This window comes from Calothrix sp. UHCC 0171 (assembly GCF_034931845.1).
Lineage (GTDB): Bacteria > Cyanobacteriota > Cyanobacteriia > Cyanobacteriales > Nostocaceae > Brunnivagina.
This window is the reverse complement of sequence record NZ_JAYGHN010000011.1, coordinates 118,183-138,935: the sequence shown is the minus strand read 5'-3', so window position 1 is coordinate 138,935 and position 20,753 is coordinate 118,183. Positions and strand designations below refer to the sequence as shown.

Below are 20,753 nucleotides of genomic sequence, written 5' to 3'. Positions count from 1 at the left end.
ATTTAAACACCAACAGCCAATTTTGAGTGTGAAATTTGTTGGGTAAAAAATGCTAGTAGTGGTTGAACATGTACATCCTCTAACCATTCACTAGCAATGTCTTCAATAATATGGTGTTCCGCAATTAATTTGCCTCCTGAAAAACGGCGAATAATTGGATGAATACTTGGACTTTGTGCTGCATTATTAACATCATCTTTATGCACACGTTCAATTGCAAAAGGGTCAGGACTTACATTAAGGATATCAAACCCGAATTCTAACGAGATGGTATAGTAATCCCGATTTTGACCTAGATGACTATTGTGAATATAATCAGTAGGGAGTGCTTCATAATATTCTGCATTAATTCCATCCTGATTAAGAATGATTAAATCACATAAAAAGCCTGTTTGCTGCCATAAGGCAGAACTGACATTAATCCTTTGAATTACCGCTTCTGTCAAACTTTCAGATGTTGCATCAATCGGTGTAAAAGGTAATTTTTTGTTTTCATATTTGAATTCTAAAATAGAATTCAATGCTCTAACATTATAGCGAAAACCATGAATAAATCCTGATTGCTTCTTCTTATAATCACGCATATGTGAAAGAGTTCCAATAAAGTATAAATCTTTCACATTAACTGATTCCCATTCACTATTTTGAGCCGGGAAACGATTATTAATAACAAGTTTTGGTTTACATGACTCTTCAAATATTGAGTCATCAAATCTAAAACCCGTACATACAATGATGCGATCGTATTTTAATTCTTCTTCTTCTCCATTGGCATGAGTATAAGTTATGGAAACGACAAATTTATTGCCATCTTTTTCAATTTTATTAATGAATCCATTTAGGAGGATATTTTGAGATTTCAGTTGATATGTATCCAAAAAGTTATTGTTGACAGCACGCAAATTACCAACATATCTCGTTTTCCATGCCATATTGACAGGATTAGGACTGGCTAAGTGAATAAGTGATGTTGTAGCAACAAGATTATCTGCGGTTTCAAAAGCAGAATTTCCTTTACCAAGAATCAACACTTTCTGATTAGCAAAATCTTCTGGATTAATGGAAACATCAACGTAATTTTCTGCTAACTCAATTCCTGGTATTGGTGGTAAGTATGGTTTTGTAAAGCCTGTGGCAATTATTAGACGTGAGGCAGAATAACAATTCTCATTACTATCTGTAACTATAAATCTATCTTTTTTATCGATTTTAGTCACCTGAGAGTTGTATTTAATTTTCAATTGAAAGTGATTGGCAAAATCATTCAGGTATTTTACAAGGTCATTTGTATGTGGAAAATACTCTCTACTGTAATTTTTGAAGAGTATTCCTTCATCATTCAGTAAAGAATTCCAATCCCAACGCAGGTTAATTTCGGGATTGTCATAACCTGTATAAACTTTATTGATGGAAATAAGTTTCTTATGCCTAGGAAAATTTTTAAAAAAAGTACCTGCTGAGTTACCAGCTTCTAGAATTATGTAATTGCGTTTGGCTTTTTCTAGAAAATATCCTAATTGTAAACCTGCGGGACCAGCACCAATAATTAAGTAATCAACTTTCGTTGGAATTGTCATAAATAATGAATCCTAGAACTGCACGTCCATTTGTACTATTAGTTAGATTTATGATGCATCCAAGCATTTTTAGATGCCACGACAATAAAAAACATTGTCATCTGCTTAATACCATGACAGATGAAACAATAGGTTTATCAAAGTTGATGTTTGGGTAATTATCATGACTTCTCAAAACATTCAAATCTTAGTTGATTATTTAATTTTTAATCAGTCATTAATAACTGTAAATATATGGAAGTCTTGTGATGTTTTATTTCACAAAGTAACTCATACAATAAAAAATACATACTCTTAATTGGGTATTTATATCCCAATGTTGAGATATTTGGAATGACTGAAATTACTGTATATCAACGATGTATAAACCTAAAGAATTAAATCTCAGTATTTGAAGTCATCTAAAGTTATATTTTTTTGCTTTTGATTGTATGCACTGAATATTTATTTTCCTAAAGTGATTTATCATACTAATTCGTGAATGTATATTTTTATGTATTTGCTAAGTATTTTTATATAACTGTCAGAGAATCTTGATATTTAAAATTCCAGCAAAATCATTAAAATTGCCTTTTTAAATAGTTTTTTAGATGCGATCGCCACTCAAATACGACTAAAAGCCTATATAAATAGCTAGATTTAGGCAGATGTAGCAAATATATCATTTAACTATGAAAATACGGATTAGTAGCAAATATCATCCTATTTGCAGATAGACAAGTAATAGTATCGAAAAATACTTGACTTTTGCTGAAAGCAGTTTTTTTAACAAAAAAATAGGGGCGTAATGACTATACCCCTATGTGAAGTTATTTAGTTAAAAAACGTTAAAACACCGTAAACAGAAACTAAGGAAAGCAGCGAAGAGCTTAAGCTGGACTTAAATCTTTCGCCGCTAAATCTGTATGGGGATGCTCTCAATCAACACAACCTATAATTGCGGTGCTTGAGTGGTTATAGCTGCGCTCACTTCAGCTTTAACAGCAGTCGCGGCTTGCAACATTGGGGTGTGGGTGACTGAGTTATTTGCCAATGTGAAGATAGGATTCGATAAAATACCTGCCAGGGAAGTAACAATCAAAGTCAAAACTAGACCAACTTGCAAAGGTCTAAAGCCAGGTAAATTCCAACTTATCTCTGGATAATTCTTAACTACATCGGACATTTCCTGAGGTTCTTTAACAACCATCATCTTGACGACACGGATGTAGTAGTAAATGGAAACAACACTGGTGACAAGCCCCAACAATACCAGCCAGTAAAGTCCAGCTTGCCAACCTGCCCAAAATAGGTAAATTTTACCGAAGAAGCCTGCAAGGGGCGGAATCCCACCTAATGAAAGTAGTGAGATACTCAAACCAAGGGTGAGCAATGGGTCTTTTTGATATAAACCCGAATATTCGGCGATTTGATCTGTACCTGTCCGCAGCGAGAAGAGAATTACGCAGATAAAACCACACAAGTTCATAAATAGATACACAAGCATGTAGAACACCATGCTGGCGTATCCGGCTTCTGTCCCGGCAATTAAACCAATCATCACAAACCCAGCTTGGGCAATTGATGAGTAAGCCAGCATTCGCTTCATGCTAGTTTGGGCGAGGGCAACAACGTTACCCAACATCATACTCAGAACCGCCAGGGCTGTGAACACAAATTTCCATTCCTCAGCCACCAGAGGAAAGACGGTTGTCAGCAGGCGGATAGCCAGGGCAAAACCTGCGGCTTTGGAACCAACCGACAAAAAGGCGATAACTGGAGTGGGTGCGCCTTCGTAAACATCGGGTGTCCATTGGTGGAAAGGTGCTGCGGATATTTTGAAGCCGATACCTGCGATCGCAAATACTAGGGCAATAACTAAACCTAATGACTGGTTTAAGTTACCTGCGGCGATACCTTCGGCAATCGCACTGAGTTGAGTTTTGCCGCCCGACAAACCATATAACAAAGATACGCCATACAAAAATACTGCGGTACTGGAAGCACCAATGAGTAAGTATTTTAAGGCTGCTTCGTTAGAGCGAGGGTCTCTTTTGGTATAACCTGTGAGCAAATATGAAGAAATACTCAGGGTTTCCAGCGAAATGAAAATCATGACTAACTCATTCGCTCCAGAGACAAACATCCCTCCCAGGGTTGCAGTCAGTAATATGGCGATGAATTCTGCTAAAGCGGTTCCACTTTGTTCGATGTAACGAATCGACATCAATATGGTAAAGACACTGGAGAGAGCAACGATGCCACGAAAGATAATACTGATGTCATCAGCGTTAAAGGCACCAACAAAACCGATGGGATGGGTGCTATCCCATTGGAATACCAGCGCTGCTATCGAAGCTGTCAAACCAGCGATCGCAAAATATCCAATCCAGCGCGACGAGATACGCCCTGAGACTAAATCTATAATCAAAACTCCCATGAGGGTGATAATCAAAATTCCCTCTGGCAGTATAGTTCCAGCATTTAACTGGGAAGCAAGATTAGCAAAATCCATGATTTGTATTGGGTTTTAGCTATGAAACATCAAGGAACCAACTGTAGTTAATTCTATTGTTTTTTCATAAAGATGCATGAACTTAATTGGCGCTCGCGCCAATTAACATCAAAATTTACTCTTGAATATTTGCTAAATAACATAAATAATTATCAAAAATAATCAAAATCACTGTGGGCAGAATCAATAACTACAAAAACTAATTTTCATCATCGGATAAAATTATTGTTTTCAATCTTACGAACGACTTCCTAATGCACCCTTAGAAAGGAGATACGGTGAGGGGGAAACGCGGGGATGCGGCAAATTTCAAATTCATCCCACAATAATTATGGACAGCCAAAAACTGAATCTGAGCGCTAATTAGCTGACACGTCTACTAGTCTCTGGGTATATCTGGGGGTTTTTATCTCTTTTAAGTGCTACTGTGAAACATATTTACACAAAACTCATCTAAACTTTTAGGTGAGCAAGAATAAATTGACATTACAACCTTAATTACAACAAAAATTCAAGTGGTAGGAGTGAAACATTTATGCGCGTATTGCTTGTCTATCCGGTATTCCCGAAAACATTTTGGTCATACGAAAAAATCCTAGACTTAGTAAACCGCAAAGTTTTACTACCACCCTTAGGTTTAGTCACCGTTGCGGCAATTTTACCCCAAGAATGGGAATTTAAATTGTGCGATCGCAATATTCGTGCTGTGACTGAGGCAGAATGGGAATGGGCTGATATTGTGATTTTCTCAGCCATGATTGTCCAGAAGCAGGATTTACTCGACCAAATCAAAGAAGCCAAGCGGCGTGGTAAATTAGTTGCAGTCGGTGGACCTTATCCAACTTCTGTCCCCCATGAAGTCCAAAATGTTGGTGCCGATTTCTTAATTTTGGATGAAGGGGAAATTACCCTGCCAATGTTTGTCGAAGCAATCGCCAAGGGTGAAAAATCAGGAGTTTTCCGCGCTACAGAAAAACCTGATGTCACCACAACCCCAATCCCTCGCTTTGACTTGCTGGAATTCGACGCTTACGATTCCATGTCGGTGCAATTTTCGCGAGGTTGTCCGTTCCAATGCGAATTTTGCGATATTATTGTCCTTTACGGACGCAAACCCCGCACCAAAACCCCAGCCCAATTACTTGCAGAACTAGATTATTTGTATGAATTGGGTTGGCGACGTAGCGTTTTTATGGTGGATGATAATTTTATTGGCAACAAACGCAATGGAAAATTGTTGCTCAAAGAATTGAAAGTATGGATGGCAGAACATCAGTATCCATTTAGCTTTGATACGGAAGCATCGATTGATTTAGCGCAAGATGCGGAAATGATGGAATTGATGGTGGAATCTGGTTTCAAAGCAGTGTTTTTGGGAATTGAAACCCCTGATGAAGATAGTTTACAACTAACCAAGAAATTTCAAAACACCCGCAGTTCCTTAGCTGAGTCAGTGGAAACCATCATCAAAGCTGGTTTACGCCCAATGGCTGGATTTATTATTGGCTTTGATGGTGAAAAGGCTGGCGCAGGTTCGCGAATTGCGCGTTTTGCAGAATTAGCTGCCATCCCCTCAACGACATTTGCGATGTTACAAGCGCTACCGAATACTGCACTGTGGCATCGTCTGACTAAAGAAGGACGTTTACGGGAAAATAAAGATGGGAATATCAATCAAACTACATTGATGAACTTTATTCCTACCCGTCCCCTGGAAGATATTGCGAGGGAATACGTAGAAGCTTTTTGCGAATTATACGACCCTGTGAAATATTTAGACCGTACCTATCGTTGCTTTTTGATGATGGGTAGTCCGAGTTGGACAGCCCCCGCAAAATTTCCAGAATTAGTCGTGTTGAAAGCCTTTTTAATTGTCATTTGGAGACAGGGAATCAAACGGGAGACTCGCTGGAAATTCTGGCATCATCTATTTAGCATTCTCAAGCGTAATCCGAAAGTTTTCGACCATTATCTAGCAACTTGCGCTCACATTGAGCATTTTTATGAATATCGGCAAATTGTTCGCAATGAAATCGAAGCACAATTAGCAGAGTATCTTGCCCAAGGTGCAGAAAAACCCTATGTACCAGTTGTGAAGGCAGAAACTAAGACGGAAGAGAAGACAGAAGAAAAGACAGAAGCGATCGCATCTTAAAGTTTCTTAACTTTATGAATGGAGAATTGTGGATGTTGAATTACTTCCAGTCGCTTTTTGTCAGTTTTAGTTTGGAAAATTTTTTTCATTGATAAGATTTTTAGCCCCTTCCTTTGGAAGGGGTTTCTTTTGTCGAATTCAGGTTAATCATCTATGCGCTAAAAGCTAAAAGCTAATAGCCACTTTTGCGGAACCGAACCCTATTGACTTAACTTTGACTTTGGGGTGGTGCTGGTATCGTCACATCAATGGCAGTCACCTGATTTGCGAGTTGTGATAATGGTGGCTCAATTGCTTTTTGATTACCAACAACCAGCGTAATTAAACTATCAGGTTTGAGATATTTCTGGGCAGCTTTTTGCACATCCGCAGCAGTAGTGGCTTCCACTTGCTTACGGTAGGTAAACAGAAAATCGGCTGGATAACCGTAATATTCGTAGCGCATTAACCGAGATAATACCTGATAGGTGTCTTCAAAATTGAACACAAACGAATTCAGGGTAGAATCTTTAGCAAAAGCTAGTTCCTTTGCGGTTACAGGTTCGGCTTGCAATTTTTTAATTTCCGTTTTAATTGATTTAATAAACTGTACCGTGGCATCCGAGCGTGTTTGTCCCCCAGCCATGAACATACCCGGATAATCGTACTTGGGATTCCAGTACCCATATACAGAATATGCTAAACCTTGACGCGATCGCACTTCGTTGAATAGTCTACCGCCAAAACCATTTAATACCCCATTCAGGACATCCAAGGCTGCGTAGTCAGGGCTATTAAACTGCCCTCCCAAATGTCCAATCAAAATATTACTCTGCGTCAACTGGGGCTGGTTAACGAAATATACACCACTGGGATTTGCTTGTGTCACCTTCGGCAATTCTGGTTTAATTGGGGTTGGGCTAGCTTGCCAATTACCAAACTTGGCTTGAATGAGAGATTTCATTTTCTGCGAATCAAAATCCCCAACTATCCCCAAAATCATATTATTCGGGTAAAAATACTGCTGGTAAAATTTCACCAAATCAGCACGTGTAATCTTGGCTAATGTCGAATATTCTGTAGTCCGTGCATAGGGACTCGTCTTCCCATAAATTACCTTTTTAAACTCGCGTTGGGCAATATTATTCGGGTCATCATTACGACGGGATATTTTACCACCTTCCTGGGTTTTTGCCAATTCCAACTTATCCGCAGCAAAAGCAGGTTCCCGCAAAACTTCTGCATATAAACCAAACACAGTTTCCAAATCTTCACTCAGGGTTTGGAAACTAGCAGTCCCCATACTTTCGCCAATTTCAGTTTCCACCGCCGCCGCACGCTGTTCCAGCATTTCATTTACTTGGTCTGGTGTCCGCTTTAAAGTACCCCCAGTTCGCATCACAGTCCCAACTAACTGCGCCAGTCCAACTTTATCACCAGCTTCCCAGCGATCGCCAGTGCGAATTACGGCTCTACCATTAACTAATGGTAATTCATGGTCTTCCATTAAATATACGACCATGCCGTTATTCAAGGTAAAGCGATCGTATTTTGGTAATTTCACATCTGGCAAGGGTGGTAAACGCAACTCAGTATAATGTTTGGCTTCCGTGGTTGTTGCCGCAAAGGAGAAATTCACAGTCAAGAGTAGAAACGCCAAAGCTAAAACCAGTGTATAAATAAAACTATTTTTCCTGCGCTTAAACATTGTAAATATTCCTTGAACTTGGAGTAAGAGTCGGGATTGGGAGTTGGGAATGTTGATTTATACCAATTTCCTCAAAGGAGGGGATGGATGTCGCCAGGTTGGGGAGAAGCGGGATGAGAAATGTTGAGTGACAAATTTTCCCCCTCTTCCTTAGCCTTACTGCGACAACAATTTCCCAATTGTGCGATTTTCCGGCGTAAATGTAGCTTTAGCGACTCGCTGCACATCCGCAGCCTTCACCATCGCTAATCGATCCAATTGTTTAAATAAATTTCGCCAAGAACCTGTTTTGACTTCATATTCCAACAACTGCTCTGCCATTCCCATATTCGAGTCGAGTTGTTGCACCAATTCGGCACGGGCTTGGGTTTTCACCCGATCTAATTCCGCAGCTGTCACAGGTTCGGTTTTCAATCTGTCGATTTCCGTCCGTAATGCGGCTGCTACTTGGTCAACCGATCGCCCTGGAGCAGTTAGTGCGTAAAATAACATTAAGTTAGGGTATTTATCACCAGGAAAACCACTAAAACCCTGTGCTGCCAATGCTAAACGCTGCTTTTCTACCAGCGATTTATACAACCGAGATGTGCGCCCATTACTGAGTAATCTCCCCATAATGTCATAAACAGCTTCATCGGGATGGGTGATTGCGGGACGGTGATAGCCCTCCAAATACCAGGGTTGGGAAGCTAGTTGTACGGTTACTTCTCGTGTTTGTGTTTGTTTTGGCTCAACGGGAATATTTGACTTAGCTTTTTGTCTTGATTTATACCGACCAAAGTAAATTTGTGCGAGTCGCTGGACTTCTTTGGGGTTAACATCACCAACTACAGCGATCGTGATATTACTAGGTACGTAATAGTTAGCAAAAAAGTTTCTAATATCCGCAGGTGTGAGGTTACGAATATCTTCGTCGTAACCAATGACTGGACGACGGTAAGGATGGACTTTGTAGGCTGCGTCGATAAATTTTTCAATCATCAAACCAATGGGGGAATTTTCCACCCGCAGGCGACGCTCTTCCAAAATTACATCTTTTTCTTTAAAAAATTCCCGACTGAGTACAGGTTCCAAAAATCTTTCGGACTCCAGCGACATCCACAACTCTAATTTATTCGCGGGGAAGCTATAAAGATAACGAGTTGCTTCGGTGGAGGTATTGGCATTTAAACCTACTCCTCCCGCTTGTTCGACTATTTGTCCCAGTTCATTTTGTTTTACCAGCTTTGTCGCTTGCTTTTCAACTTCTTGAAACTGAGCTTGTAATTTTGTTACTTCCTCGGTTTTTTTCGCAGCTTTGGCAGCAGTAATTTGTTTATCAAGTTGTTCTAAAGTATCGAGAAGCGGTTTTTCCGCCTTAAAGTCAGTTGTACCGATGCGTGGTGTCCCTTTAAATGCCAAATGTTCGAGGAAATGCGCTACACCCGTTTTGCCATCAGGTTCATCCACTCCACCAACATCAGCATAGGTAAGAAAGGAAACGACAGGGGCTTGGTGACGCTCCAAGACAAGAAATTTCATTCCATTCGCCAGCTTAAATTCAGTTAAATTTTTAATTACTTGGTCAAGATATGGTTGAATTGAAGATTGCTTTACAGGTGGTTTAACTAGTTCTTTTTCAGCTTGAATAACTGGTGCTGCTTGACTTTGGGCGAGTGCAACTTCTGGTAGAAAGCCCCATCCCAAGAAAACAACCGTTAGAAAAATTAACATTAATTGACGCATTGACTCTAATAATTGGTTTATCCTGGCGATTATTAAGTCTAATCGTCGAGTACATCTCAAATGCATATTCATTTGGGAGCTAATAAATCTGTTCATACGTAAAAAGTAACCATTAATTACACTCTTCCGAGATATGGATAAATTGCGATCGCGAATTGGAATTAATTGGAATTAATTGGAATTAATTGAAAACTCCAACTCCAATCCCGATTCTGAATTTAAAACTATTTCTCACCTAACCTAACTAGGTTAAAAAGAAAGGTTTCAAATACTCATACAACAAGGATTGTAATTTTAAAAATTTCTCCCTCTCTCTGCCCTTTTGGCAAATCGTATTCAGGTTTCAATACTCACGGCTCCAGACGATAGACAATAATGTTACAAAACCAGTTCCGAAAATCTTACGATACACGATAACTGTTATGCGCGTGTTTAATTCTCCCCCCCCTTCTGAGGCACAAACTCGCAGCCGCATTTTACAAGCTGCACAACGTTTATTTGCAGCCCAAGGATTTGACGGCACTACCACCCGTGATTTAGCCCAAGCAGCGAGCGTGGCGGAAGGAACTTTATTTCGTCATTTTCCCAATAAAAAGGCAATTTTGGTTGAGGTGGCAACCCAGGGTTGGGTAGAAATTCTCACCGACTTGCTCACAGAATTAAGCGAAATGGGCAGCTACAAAGCGGTAGCTCAAGTCATGCGTCGTCGGATGTGGAATATGAAGAAAAACGCGGAGATGATGCGTGTGTGCTTCATGGAAGCCCAATTTCACCCCGATTTACGTGAAAGAATTCAAATCGAAGTCATCGAAAAAATGACCAATGTTGCTGAAGCCTTTTTCCAAGAAGCAATGGACAAAGGAATCTATCGACAGATGGATGCGAAATTAGTTGCCAAGATTTTCCTGGGAATGTTTGCGATCGCAGGTTTCTCTAATGAGACTATCACATCTCCTGATGCTTCACCCCAAGAACTTCAAGCCATGGCAGAAGGATTAGCTGATATTTTTCTAAATGGTGTGTTGGTAAAAAGTTAAGAAATTGGATATTTCGATAATTGGGAATTAATTATTCACTACTAATAATTGGCAACTATCTTCGCTTGCTGAGTCCACTGTTGCACAATATCAACAGCAGGACATAAATCCCGTCGTTGCATGGTTGCGACTTGCAAGCGTAGTACCTGCTGATGTAAACGATGTGTGGGAATCTGCGCCAACTGTATCACAGAACCAATTCCAGCATGAAGCAATAACCCACAATATTGCGTTCCCACGCTGGGGACTCTCGCTAAATCTGCTAGCGCTACCCATTTATTCACATACTTCAGATTAATTTGTAATTGATTGGCTAGTTCAACTCTCGATTGCGGTGTTTTCCCCTTAATAATCAGTTGTCTTGTTGTGGAAATTCCGCAATTTTGCAGTCGTAATTGTTCTTCTGCGTTTAAACCAGGTAACTCTTCTATCAACCAATCGCAGGATGAAATACGGTTCACCCTCGCTTGTTTTTGGGGAGACATTATAAAAACTCATCAAATGTAGGCTCTTTTGACTATTGTGACAAGTAAATAGTAAATTGCGGTTTGATAATTCTGATAGTCAGAATAAGTTTAAACATATTGTTCTCAATAATCAGATGCAGACAGAATTTAACTTTTTCCAACACTGGTATCCTGTAATACCCATTGAAGATTTAGACTCACAACGTCCCACTCCCATCACAATTTTAGGTATGCGGCTGGTAATATGGAAACCCAAATCATCAGATACATATCAAGTATTTTTAGACCAATGTCCGCATCGTTTAGCACCATTAAGTGAAGGGCGCATCGATGACAGAACAGGCAACTTAATGTGTAGCTATCACGGCTGGCAATTTGATTCCCAAGGCATTTGTACCCATATTCCCCAAGCGGAAAACCCGGAGATTGTTAGTAAAAATAAAGACAATTTCTGCGTTACTTGTTTACCAATTAGACAAGCAAATGATTTATTGTGGGTATGGCTTGATACTAATTCCAGAGAAATTGCAGAAAATACATCATTACCTTTATCATCCAAAATTGGTGCTAGTACAGGCTTTGTTTGGTCTTCAATGGTGCGCGATTTAGAATATGATTGGCAAACACTAGTAGAAAATGTTGCCGATCCCAGTCACGTACCTTTTGCACACCATGGAGTACAGGGAAATCGTGAGAAAGCTACACCTATCCCGATACAAATTTCCCAATCTACAGCAAATTTAATTGAGGCGACAATTGAAAAAGGTTTGAAAAGCACAATTACCTTTCAACCCCCTTGTCGTTTAGAGTATTCAATTACGTTTGGAAATTCTGGGAAACAGGTGGGACTTGTAACTTACTGCATTCCCGTCAGTCCCGGTAAATCTCGAATTATTGCTCAGTTTCCTCGTAATTTTGCCAAAACACTACATCACTTCACCCCTCGCTGGTGGAATCACATCACAGAACGCAATTTGGTGCTTGATGGGGATATGGTACTTCTTCAACAGCAAGAGTATTTGTTACAACAAAGACAAACTTTGGGAAGTTGGAAAACAGCCTATAAAATGCCAACGAGTGCAGACCGCTTGGTGATTGAATTTCGGCAATGGTTCGATAAATATGCTCAGGGTAAATTACCTTGGGATAAAGTGGGAATTAATGCTTTGGGATACGCAAAAATAAATCAAAACCGCGAAGAAGTATTAAATAGGTATAAACAACATACTCAACATTGCAGTAGCTGTCGTGGTGCATTAAAAAATATTCAAAGTTTGCAACTATTCCTTTTGGCATATTTTGTAATCATAGTGACAATTGTTGCATTAATGCCCGATGCATCAAGAGTAAAAATCGGCATTCCATTAAGTATCTCTGCTCTTTTAGGTTTGGGAATTTACGCAATTTTGAAGCTATGGTTAGAGCCAAAATTTTACTTTATTGATTATATTCACGCAGAAAAATAGAGATTTTTCGTGTTGGTAATTTGAGTTTTTCGCTTTCATCTTTTCTCTTGTGCCTCTACCCTATAAAAAGTCATTTCACCTTTTTTCATTTACACTTTAGTAGAGCAGTATAGAAAGCCAATGTTACACCAAAAATTGCAAATTTCCCGATTAACGGGAAAACTGCTTGCAGCTTTCGTATTTGGAAGCATTTCGATAATTATCGCCAGCTGTACATCCACTCCAGAAGTCCCCAAAACAGAAGCTCAAGAGCAATCACAACCCAACAGCTACAAAAATCAATCGGAACAGGAAGCAGTTAGAACCAACCAAGATAAGGATGATGACAAAGACGATGATGATAAAGATGGCGATCGCAATCAAAACTATAATAAAAACAAAGATGATGATAAAGATTAATTAGCTACTTAATTCGTCATACATTGCAATAGACGTAGAGACGTTCCATCGGAGCGTCTCTTTGTTTACCATTTCTTTGTTTTCCAAATGTCCCACACCCGAAAATATAAATAAAACTCTATATTATTTGTATTAGAGGTTATGTATAAAGTAAACCTTAAGACCAAAGAAACCCGGTTTCTTGGATTTTAGTTTCGAGCATCATCTGACTTTTTGATGAGAAACCGGGTTTCTCCCTGCGCGACTATCATTTTTATTACCCTCATCCCCATGCCTGTATCCCTCATCGACACCCTGCATCAACGTCGCCAAAATCTCGCAAACTTGATTAATTTTCCGGCAATTCTCTGGGCAGGAAATTCCAGCCCCCGCAATTTCCCGGCAAATGTCTTTCCTTTCCGCGCTAGCAGCCATTTCCTATATTTTGCTGGATTACCTTTGGCAAACGCTGCTATTCGTATGGAAGCAGGTAAACTCGAACTTTTCATTGACGAAGCCACACCCAGCAGTGCATTGTGGCATGGAGAAACACCCAAACGGGACGAAATTGCCACCCAAATTGGTGCAGATGCAGCTTACCCGATGACAGAATTAGCATCCACAATCGAGGGTGCTGCCACAATTGCCGTTCAAGATGCATCGACATGGACACAACAAACACAGCTATTCAACCGGATGGTGTTACCACAACTTCCACCCCAAGGTATAGATTTAGAATTAGCCAAGGCAATAGTCAAATTACGTCTCATTCACGACGAAGGTGCATTAACCGAGTTGCGAAAAGCCTCTGCTGTCAGTGTTGCCGCACATCAAGCCGGGATGAGAGCAGTGAAAAAATGCAAAACTGAAGCTGAAGTACGGGCAGCAATGGAAAGTGTAATTATTGCCCATGAGATGCAGACTTCCTACAACAGTATTGTCACCGTTCATGGTGAAGTTCTGCATAACGAACATTATCATCATCCAATTCAAGTTGGTGATTTACTGCTTGCTGATGTGGGTGCGGAAACCTCCACTGGTTGGGCAGGTGATATTACTCGTACCTTTCCTACATCTGGAAAATTTTCATCTACCCAAAGAGATATTTATGATGTAGTTTTAGCGGCACATGATGCCTGTATTGCCGCAATGCATCCAGGTGTTGAGTATGCAGATATTCACCTTTTAGCTTGTAAAGTCATTGCTGAGGGGTTGGTAGATTTGGGTATTTTACAAGGAAATCCAGAAGAATTAGTGGAAAAAGACGTTCATGCGCTATTTTTTCCCCACGGTATTGGGCATTTACTCGGTTTAGACGTGCATGATATGGAGGATTTGGGGGATTTAGCGGGGTATGAAGAAGGAAGGGATAGAAGTCAAAGATTTGGTTTGGGTTATTTACGATTAAATCGAACTTTGCGTCCGGGAATGTTAGTGACTATTGAACCAGGATTTTATCAAGTTCCGGCAATTTTACAGTCAGCCCGATCGCATTACCAGTATCTAATTAACTGGGAACGTTTGCAACAATTTGCCGATGTTCGCGGTATCCGAATTGAAGATGATGTATTAGTTACGAATACGGGTACAGAAGTCCTGACAAATGCATTGCCTACAGCAGCAAAGGAAATTGAAGAATTGGTCTGTAGTGGTGAGAAGATTTAAAAGTCAGAAAGAATGCGATGTTTACAGTGTTTTAACTGATAAAAAGAAAGTAAATTAATACATCAGGAAATATTATGAATTCGATTGGAGAATAATTGTGATTTGAGGGAAAACTAGATAGAGCATATTCCTCTGTATCTACCATTGAAAGCGATCGCCTGCCATCATGATCCCCAAATTTCTACATAATCCGTATCAAAAAATCACATCCTTGATTAGTAAGGGTGAATTATTTGCAAATCAGCATCGAATGTCGATGTTTGTGCTGGGTGGCACGGTGATTGCCAGTCTGGCTTTATATTCACAATATCTGATTGTGCGGAATTGGGTATCAGATAATTTGCAGCAGGAAGCTTTGAATCAGGTAGAACAGGAAGGAAAAAATATTGATAGTTGGCTGGCAGTGTTAAAGGCACGAGTAGAAGTGCTAGCAAGTGAGAATATGATTTTTTCCTTGGACTATCAAGAGATAAAACCTCGCTTTCAAGATAAATTGCAGCGTTTTCAGGAATTTTCAGCTTTTGGAGTCGCAAAAGCCGATGGCTTGTTGTATGCGACAGACGGAAATTTAGTCAATATCTCCGACAGAAAATATTTCCAGAAAGCGATACAAGGGGAAGTCAATATTAGTGATCCCCTGATTTCCCGTAGAAATAACATTCCATCGATGGTAGTTGCTGCGCCAATTTGGGCAAATTCTCGCTTCCAGCAATTGCCATCTAATAGTTTTCCCCTAGGGGTAGTGACTGGGGCTGTGAGACTGGAACGTTTGCAGGAAGTAATTACCCAGTTAAAATATGGTGATAATAGCTACGGATTGGCGTTGAATTACCGAGGAGAGATAATTGCTCATCCCAATCCCAACTTAATTTCCAATCTTGAAAAACCATTAGCGAATTCAGGAAATGAAACTGACAAAAACTTGGCGAATCTGGCAAAGCAAATTATTGCCAAGAAGGAAGGAATTGACCTAGTTTTTCTCGATTCTGGTTGGAAGTATGTAGCTTATGTACCTTTAAAACAAACTCAATGGTCGATTGCTTTAGTGATTCCTCAGGAAAATATTGCCGCCAAGCTCTATGCTTTAGATGGGATAGCGATCGCATTGATTAGTTTAGCGGGCACAATTGTTTTGATATTATGGCGATCGCATATTTTCAAACAAAAGCAGTTAACAAAATTAAGCCAGAAATTAGAACAAGAAGTTAGCACAACAACCAGTGATTTACGTGAAATTGTCCAGCAATTAGAACAAGAAATAATTCATCGTCAACAGGTAGAAAATACACTTGTCGAAAGTGAAAATAAATTCCGTCAATTAATTGAAAATGCTCACGATATTGTTTATTCCTTGACTTTAGAAGATGCAACATTTTCCTATTTATCACCCAAATTTACAGACATCCTCGGGTACGAAGTTGGTGAATGTATTGGCAAAGATATTGCTGAGATTACCCATCCCGATGACATGCCAATATGTTTGAGAAACATCCAACAATTAATCACAACAGGTAGTAACTCTGCCACAGAATTTCGAGCTAGGCACAAGGATGGTAGTTGGCGTTGGTTGATTACCAGAGATTCTCTCATCAAGGATAATTCTGGTAATATAATTGGTATTCAAGGAATTGCACGAGATATTAGCGATCGCAAAACCGTAGAAGAAACACTAAAACGTAACCAAGAATTTTTACAAAGTATTTTTGATGGTGTCGATTACACGCTTTTTGTGATAGATGTCTGTGGTGATGGAGAACTTCGCTATTCCGCTTGGAATCTCGCAGCTACGAGAATCACTGGATTAAAATTAGAAGATGTTTACGGTAAAACCCCAGAGGATTTATTCCCTAAGGAAATTGCTACTAATTTTCTGGAAAAATGTCATATATGTATAGCAACAGGTAATTCGATTACCTATGAGAGTGAAGTCACAGCCCTAAATTCTGAAATGTGGCATTTAACCACAATTACACCGTTAAAAGATGCAAATAGTCATCAAGTTTATCGCTTGGTTGGCAGTATATTTGATATTACTCAACGCAAACAAATAGAAAAAGAGCAAGCAAGATTATTAGATATTTTAGAAACAACATCAGATTTAGTTGGCACAGCAAGTCCTGAAGGAAAAAGTCTCTATCTCAATAAAGCTTGGCGTGAATTATTAGGCATTGCTAAAGAAGAAAGTTTAAATATGGAAATTTCACCAAGTTTCCATCCCCATTGGGCTTTGGAAAAAATTATTAATCAACTTATTCCCGAAGCAATAGAGAATGGAGTATCGATGGGAGAAACAGCAATTATCGATCAATCTGGTCAAGAAATCCCAGTTTCTCAAGTTGTCATTTCCCATCAAACAACAAAAGGTGAATTAGAATATATCTCTACTGTCATTAGAGATATTAGCGATCAAAAACAAGTACAAACAAAATTAGAAGAACAAGCACACTTTCTGACAAAAACTCTCCAGGAACTACAGGAAACCCAAACTCAACTAATAGAGAGTGAAAAAATGTCCTCTTTAGGTCAATTAGTTGCTGGTATTGCCCATGAAATCAATAACCCTGTCAGTTTTATATTTGGAAATCTTAATCATGCTGAGGAATATTTTCATGATTTAGTCGAACTCATTCATCTCTATCAGCAACATTACCCGGAAAATCCTACAAATATTCAAGAAAAAATTGAAGATATCGACCTAGATTTTTTGATTACTGATGCCGAACATTTATTCACTTCGATGCGATCGGGTGCTAAACGCATCCGAGATATTATCCTATCTTTAAGAACATTTTCCCGTCTGGATGAAGCTGAAATTAAACAAGTAGATATCCATGAAAATATAGATAGTACCTTATTAATTTTACAGCATAGATTTCAACAAACAAAACCGGCAATTCAATTAGTTAAAAGCTATGGGAAATTACCACTGATAGAATGCTATGCAGGACAAATAAATCAAGTATTTATGAGTATTATTGCTAATGCTATTGATGCTATTCAAGAAGCAAATAAAATCATCATTTCGCCAGAAGGAAAAATATTAGAATCCTCTAATCAAATTACAATTAGCACCCAGCAAGAAGAATCAAATCAAATCATTATTTGTATTGCAGATAGTGGGATTGGTATAGAACCAGAAAAAATCACAAAAATCTTTGACCCCTTTTATACTACAAAAGCGATCGGTCAAGGGGCTGGCTTAGGACTAGCTGTCAGCTATAAAATTATTACTTCTCAGCACAAAGGTAAAATCTGGTGTGAATCAGAACCAGGAAAAGGTTCTAAATTCTGGATTCAAATTCCTAAACTATTGAAGTAGTTAAATACTGTAATTAACCCTTTTCTAACCAAGTTTAAAAGGAAAATCTGATGCGATCGCTTGCTGAAATCAATGAAAAAATTATTCAAAAAAAAGCAACTGTCCTCACAGTCGATGAAGTCAAAGCCCAAGTTGTCGAACTTGGTGTGACTGAGGTGGCAAAAAAGGTTGATGTCATTACTACTGGCACATTCGAGCCAATGGAATCAAGCGGCGCAATTATTAATTTAGGACATACAGACCCACCAATCAAAATTCGTCGTGCCTGGCTTGATGGAGTACCCGTATACTCTGGATTTGGTGCTGTCGATTTATACTTGGGTGCTAGCTGCACCGTGGAAACAAAAGATGGCGAAGAAGCCCGTTCCCGCAAAGCAACACCGAAAATATTACGCGGCGGAGGTCATGTAATCGAAGACTTGGTTGCTGGTAAAGCAGTACATCTCCGCGCTGAAGGACAAGTCACTGATTGCTACCCACGAGCCACATTTGAAACGACAATTTCCCGCGAGACAATTAATCAGTTTTATTTATTTAATCCTAGAAATCTTTATCAAAACTTTATAGTTGGTGTAAATGGGGGTGACAGAACTCTGTTCACATATCTTGGTCCCCTGCAACCTCGTTTGGGAAATGCCGTTTATTCAAACCCCGGTGCAATTTCGCCGCTTCTCAATGATCCAGATTTACAGCTAGTTGGTATTGGTACAAGAATTTTTTTAGGAGGTGGTATTGGTTACGTTTCTTGGGAAGGAACCCAGCATTTTCCACTACAAAAACGTTTACCCAATCGGACACCAATTGGTCCAGCAGCCACTTTAGCATTAATTGGCGATGCTAAACAAATGGATCCTCGTTGGATACGTGGTTGTTATTTTAAAAACTACGGACCATCAATGATGTTAGGTGTTGGCATCCCCTACCCAGTATTAAACGAAGAAGTAGTAGCCCGTTGTGCAGTTCAAGACAAAGAAGTAGTTGCACCAATTGTAGATTTTTCCATCCCCCGGCGCGTGCGTCCGACATTTGGGTTAGTGAGCTACGCCCAATTAAAATCGGGACGTATCACTATAGAAGGAAAAAGCGTCCGAAGCGCCCCACTGGCAAGTATGTTTCTCTCCAGACAAGTAGCCATAGAATTGAAACAATGGATTGAAGCAGGTACTTTTACCCTGACTGAACCTGTTTCCCCAATTCCAATGGAGCGATCGTTTTTACCACAAGACCGTTGGACGGAGTTTTAGAGAGGTTGAAAAGAAGATCAGGTACGTGGGATGGGGAGAGTGGAAAAGGGGAAAATTTACCTATTTCCTCGCGTCCCCCCCCTCTTGTCACCTTTACTTGCTTACTCTCCTTCCGCTTTCGGTTTTTTAATTGGTTTAGGAGTTGGACGGCTGGGATTGGGCAAGGGTTTAGGAGTCATGCTGGGGTCAGCGCTACCTTTTTTAATTGGACGTGGAGTTTCGCCCCCAGGAGGTCTGCGGAAAGGCTTTCTACTACCAACAGCACCACCTGCCTTAAAGGGTCTTCTACCGCCGCCACCACCACCCGGTTTAAACGGAGGTCGGCGTTTCTTCGGTAAGTCAGCAATGGCTTCGCCTTTTTCGATGGTAAGTGAATCACCCTCGCGTTTAACTTGCAAATCCCAAAACTTGCCAACGGCTCGGGCTTCGAGCTTGCCTTTGATTTTGAGTTTAAAATATTTGGGTTTATCGTCCTTTTTGCGGGGAGCCTGCTTAATTTTGATGACTAAGCTGTTGCAATCTTGGGTTTGATAAACAACCTCACCACGGACAGAAAAGCCCCCATCAGGAATTTCGGATGAAGGTGTCAGGACTTCTGGTTCTGAAGTTTCTGTTGATACGGAGTCTTCTGATTCTGTAGAATCTTCTTCCTCTTCAGATGTTGAGGCTTTGGCGAGCTTTTCTGGCTCCCAAACGCCAACGATTTGTAAGTGTAATTCGTCGTTTTCTTGGCGAGTACGTGGATAAACAACCCACAAATGCTCCTGTTCCAAATCGAGATGATTTTTAACCAAACTCATAATCCTTCCCAGAAGGACAGAACTCAGTTCGATTCCATCGACGGTAATCAGCGAGCCTTGGGTAAATTGTTCAGCACTGGCTACATAACGACCTCTAACTAAGCCAATGGCTCGGTACTGCATCGGTTCGCTCGGTGGCGGAATCGGCTGCTGTCGATTCACGAGATGTTCATCTTCAGCATTGTCGCTGTCGATGTCGAGCGAATGTTCTTCCTCAGAAGTTAGGTCTTCGGTAAGAACTTCTTCCTTGGGAGCTTCAATGCTAGTTTGGTCTTTAATTTTATCTTTGTTCGGTCTACTTGGTTTAGAAGGTTCGGACGACGGCATCAGGTCGGAATTCATAACAACTCCTTGCGGCGGAGACACATCCCATTGTGGGATTTAATAAAGGAAACTGGAAAGAGCGTTTGTGCGATTGGTGAAAGTATAATTCTTTCCCAAGCACCATTCCAGCGTACCCCATGTGATACTGAAGACGCGATATGAGTATCTTAAATGGGGTTAAACCCACATGCGATACTAGCTTAGATTTGGCGCACTTACACTAAAATGTGTAATTTAACGCCATGAGACTGGTTTCGGAAGCATACCACAGTTACAATTCTGACGGTTCCTCCTAAAGTTGTCATTCATTTTTACAGGGTATGTTTGTATTTGTTATACAGTTCACGGGGATTTTGTAGCATTCCGCAAAGTTTGTCAAATTTTTAATTTTTTCGATTGTTTGTCAACATAGTCT

At 39.9% G+C, this 20,753-nt stretch carries 13 protein-coding genes; 7 read left to right on the top strand and 6 right to left on the bottom strand.

Features of this window, described 5'->3' with window-relative positions:
• Nucleotides 1-2: 2 nt before the first annotated feature.
• Together VB733_RS11210 and VB733_RS11205 are read right to left on the bottom strand one after the other, a co-directional pair.
• Nucleotides 3-1,577, bottom strand: a complete 1,575-nt coding sequence (locus tag VB733_RS11210) for an NAD(P)-binding domain-containing protein (protein ID WP_323340164.1) — start codon at nucleotides 1,575-1,577, stop codon at nucleotides 3-5.
• Nucleotides 1,578-2,508: 931 nt separating this feature from the next.
• Nucleotides 2,509-4,071, bottom strand: coding sequence for an NAD(P)H-quinone oxidoreductase subunit N (locus VB733_RS11205; RefSeq protein ID WP_323340163.1), 1,563 nt, complete (start codon nucleotides 4,069-4,071; stop codon nucleotides 2,509-2,511).
• Between the two features lie 535 nt (nucleotides 4,072-4,606).
• Here VB733_RS11205 and VB733_RS11200 point away from each other — a divergent pair.
• Nucleotides 4,607-6,226: a B12-binding domain-containing radical SAM protein gene (locus VB733_RS11200; protein WP_323340162.1), complete on the top strand. Its 1,620-nt coding sequence runs from the start codon at nucleotides 4,607-4,609 to the stop codon at nucleotides 6,224-6,226.
• Nucleotides 6,227-6,434: 208 nt separating this feature from the next.
• On the opposite strand, the gene VB733_RS11195 is transcribed toward VB733_RS11200, so the two are convergent.
• Both VB733_RS11195 and VB733_RS11190 read right to left on the bottom strand, forming a co-directional pair.
• Entirely contained in the window at nucleotides 6,435-7,913 is a 1,479-nt protein-coding gene (locus tag VB733_RS11195) for a pitrilysin family protein (RefSeq protein WP_323340161.1), read from the bottom strand.
• 156 nt (nucleotides 7,914-8,069) lie between these two features.
• Complete coding sequence (locus VB733_RS11190; protein WP_323340160.1) at nucleotides 8,070-9,638, bottom strand: pitrilysin family protein; 1,569 nt, start codon at nucleotides 9,636-9,638, stop codon at nucleotides 8,070-8,072.
• 422 nt (nucleotides 9,639-10,060) lie between these two features.
• On the opposite strand from VB733_RS11190, the gene VB733_RS11185 reads away from it, so the two are divergent.
• Nucleotides 10,061-10,675: a TetR/AcrR family transcriptional regulator gene (locus VB733_RS11185; protein WP_323340159.1), complete on the top strand. Its 615-nt coding sequence runs from the start codon at nucleotides 10,061-10,063 to the stop codon at nucleotides 10,673-10,675.
• Between the two features lie 41 nt (nucleotides 10,676-10,716).
• Here the strand turns inward: VB733_RS11185 and VB733_RS11180 are convergent, their stop codons facing one another.
• A complete protein-coding gene (locus VB733_RS11180) occupies nucleotides 10,717-11,160 on the bottom strand; it encodes a DUF4332 domain-containing protein (protein ID WP_323340158.1) in 444 nt (147 codons plus the stop codon).
• 116 nt (nucleotides 11,161-11,276) lie between these two features.
• On the opposite strand from VB733_RS11180, the gene VB733_RS11175 reads away from it, so the two are divergent.
• From VB733_RS11175 to VB733_RS11155, 5 genes are all read left to right on the top strand, one after another.
• Entirely contained in the window at nucleotides 11,277-12,608 is a 1,332-nt protein-coding gene (locus tag VB733_RS11175; protein ID WP_323340157.1) for a Rieske 2Fe-2S domain-containing protein, read from the top strand.
• A 120-nt stretch (nucleotides 12,609-12,728) separates the two neighbouring features.
• Entirely contained in the window at nucleotides 12,729-13,007 is a 279-nt protein-coding gene (locus VB733_RS11170) for a hypothetical protein (RefSeq protein ID WP_323340156.1), read from the top strand.
• A gap of 270 nt (nucleotides 13,008-13,277) precedes the next feature.
• The gene (locus VB733_RS11165) at nucleotides 13,278-14,651 is read left to right on the top strand and encodes an aminopeptidase P family protein (protein ID WP_323340189.1); all 1,374 of its coding nucleotides are present in this window, start codon (nucleotides 13,278-13,280) and stop codon (nucleotides 14,649-14,651) included.
• Nucleotides 14,652-14,817: 166 nt separating this feature from the next.
• Nucleotides 14,818-17,970 carry a PAS domain S-box protein gene (locus tag VB733_RS11160; protein ID WP_323340155.1) on the top strand — a complete coding sequence of 1,051 codons (3,153 nt, stop codon included), beginning with the start codon at nucleotides 14,818-14,820 and terminating at the stop codon, nucleotides 17,968-17,970.
• 50 nt (nucleotides 17,971-18,020) lie between these two features.
• Nucleotides 18,021-19,214: a homocysteine biosynthesis protein gene (locus tag VB733_RS11155; protein ID WP_323340154.1), complete on the top strand. Its 1,194-nt coding sequence runs from the start codon at nucleotides 18,021-18,023 to the stop codon at nucleotides 19,212-19,214.
• A gap of 101 nt (nucleotides 19,215-19,315) precedes the next feature.
• Here the strand turns inward: VB733_RS11155 and VB733_RS11150 are convergent, their stop codons facing one another.
• The gene (locus VB733_RS11150; protein WP_323340153.1) at nucleotides 19,316-20,356 is read right to left on the bottom strand and encodes a hypothetical protein; all 1,041 of its coding nucleotides are present in this window, start codon (nucleotides 20,354-20,356) and stop codon (nucleotides 19,316-19,318) included.
• Nucleotides 20,357-20,753: the final 397 nt, after the last annotated feature.

Excerpts from the sequence above, each read along its gene's own strand:
- VB733_RS11210 (WP_323340164.1), bottom strand. The coding sequence starts at position 1,577 with ATGACAATTCCAACGAAAGTTGATTACTTAATTATTGGTGCTGGTCCC.
- VB733_RS11205 (WP_323340163.1), bottom strand. The coding sequence starts at position 4,071 with ATGGATTTTGCTAATCTTGCTTCCCAGTTAAATGCTGGAACTATACTG.
- VB733_RS11200 (WP_323340162.1), top strand. The coding sequence starts at position 4,607 with ATGCGCGTATTGCTTGTCTATCCGGTATTCCCGAAAACATTTTGGTCA.
- VB733_RS11195 (WP_323340161.1), bottom strand. The coding sequence starts at position 7,913 with ATGTTTAAGCGCAGGAAAAATAGTTTTATTTATACACTGGTTTTAGCT.
- VB733_RS11190 (WP_323340160.1), bottom strand. The coding sequence starts at position 9,638 with ATGCGTCAATTAATGTTAATTTTTCTAACGGTTGTTTTCTTGGGATGG.
- VB733_RS11185 (WP_323340159.1), top strand. The coding sequence starts at position 10,061 with ATGCGCGTGTTTAATTCTCCCCCCCCTTCTGAGGCACAAACTCGCAGC.
- VB733_RS11180 (WP_323340158.1), bottom strand. The coding sequence starts at position 11,160 with ATGTCTCCCCAAAAACAAGCGAGGGTGAACCGTATTTCATCCTGCGAT.
- VB733_RS11175 (WP_323340157.1), top strand. The coding sequence starts at position 11,277 with ATGCAGACAGAATTTAACTTTTTCCAACACTGGTATCCTGTAATACCC.
- VB733_RS11170 (WP_323340156.1), top strand. The coding sequence starts at position 12,729 with ATGTTACACCAAAAATTGCAAATTTCCCGATTAACGGGAAAACTGCTT.
- VB733_RS11165 (WP_323340189.1), top strand. The coding sequence starts at position 13,278 with ATGCCTGTATCCCTCATCGACACCCTGCATCAACGTCGCCAAAATCTC.
- VB733_RS11160 (WP_323340155.1), top strand. The coding sequence starts at position 14,818 with ATGATCCCCAAATTTCTACATAATCCGTATCAAAAAATCACATCCTTG.
- VB733_RS11155 (WP_323340154.1), top strand. The coding sequence starts at position 18,021 with ATGCGATCGCTTGCTGAAATCAATGAAAAAATTATTCAAAAAAAAGCA.
- VB733_RS11150 (WP_323340153.1), bottom strand. The coding sequence starts at position 20,356 with ATGAATTCCGACCTGATGCCGTCGTCCGAACCTTCTAAACCAAGTAGA.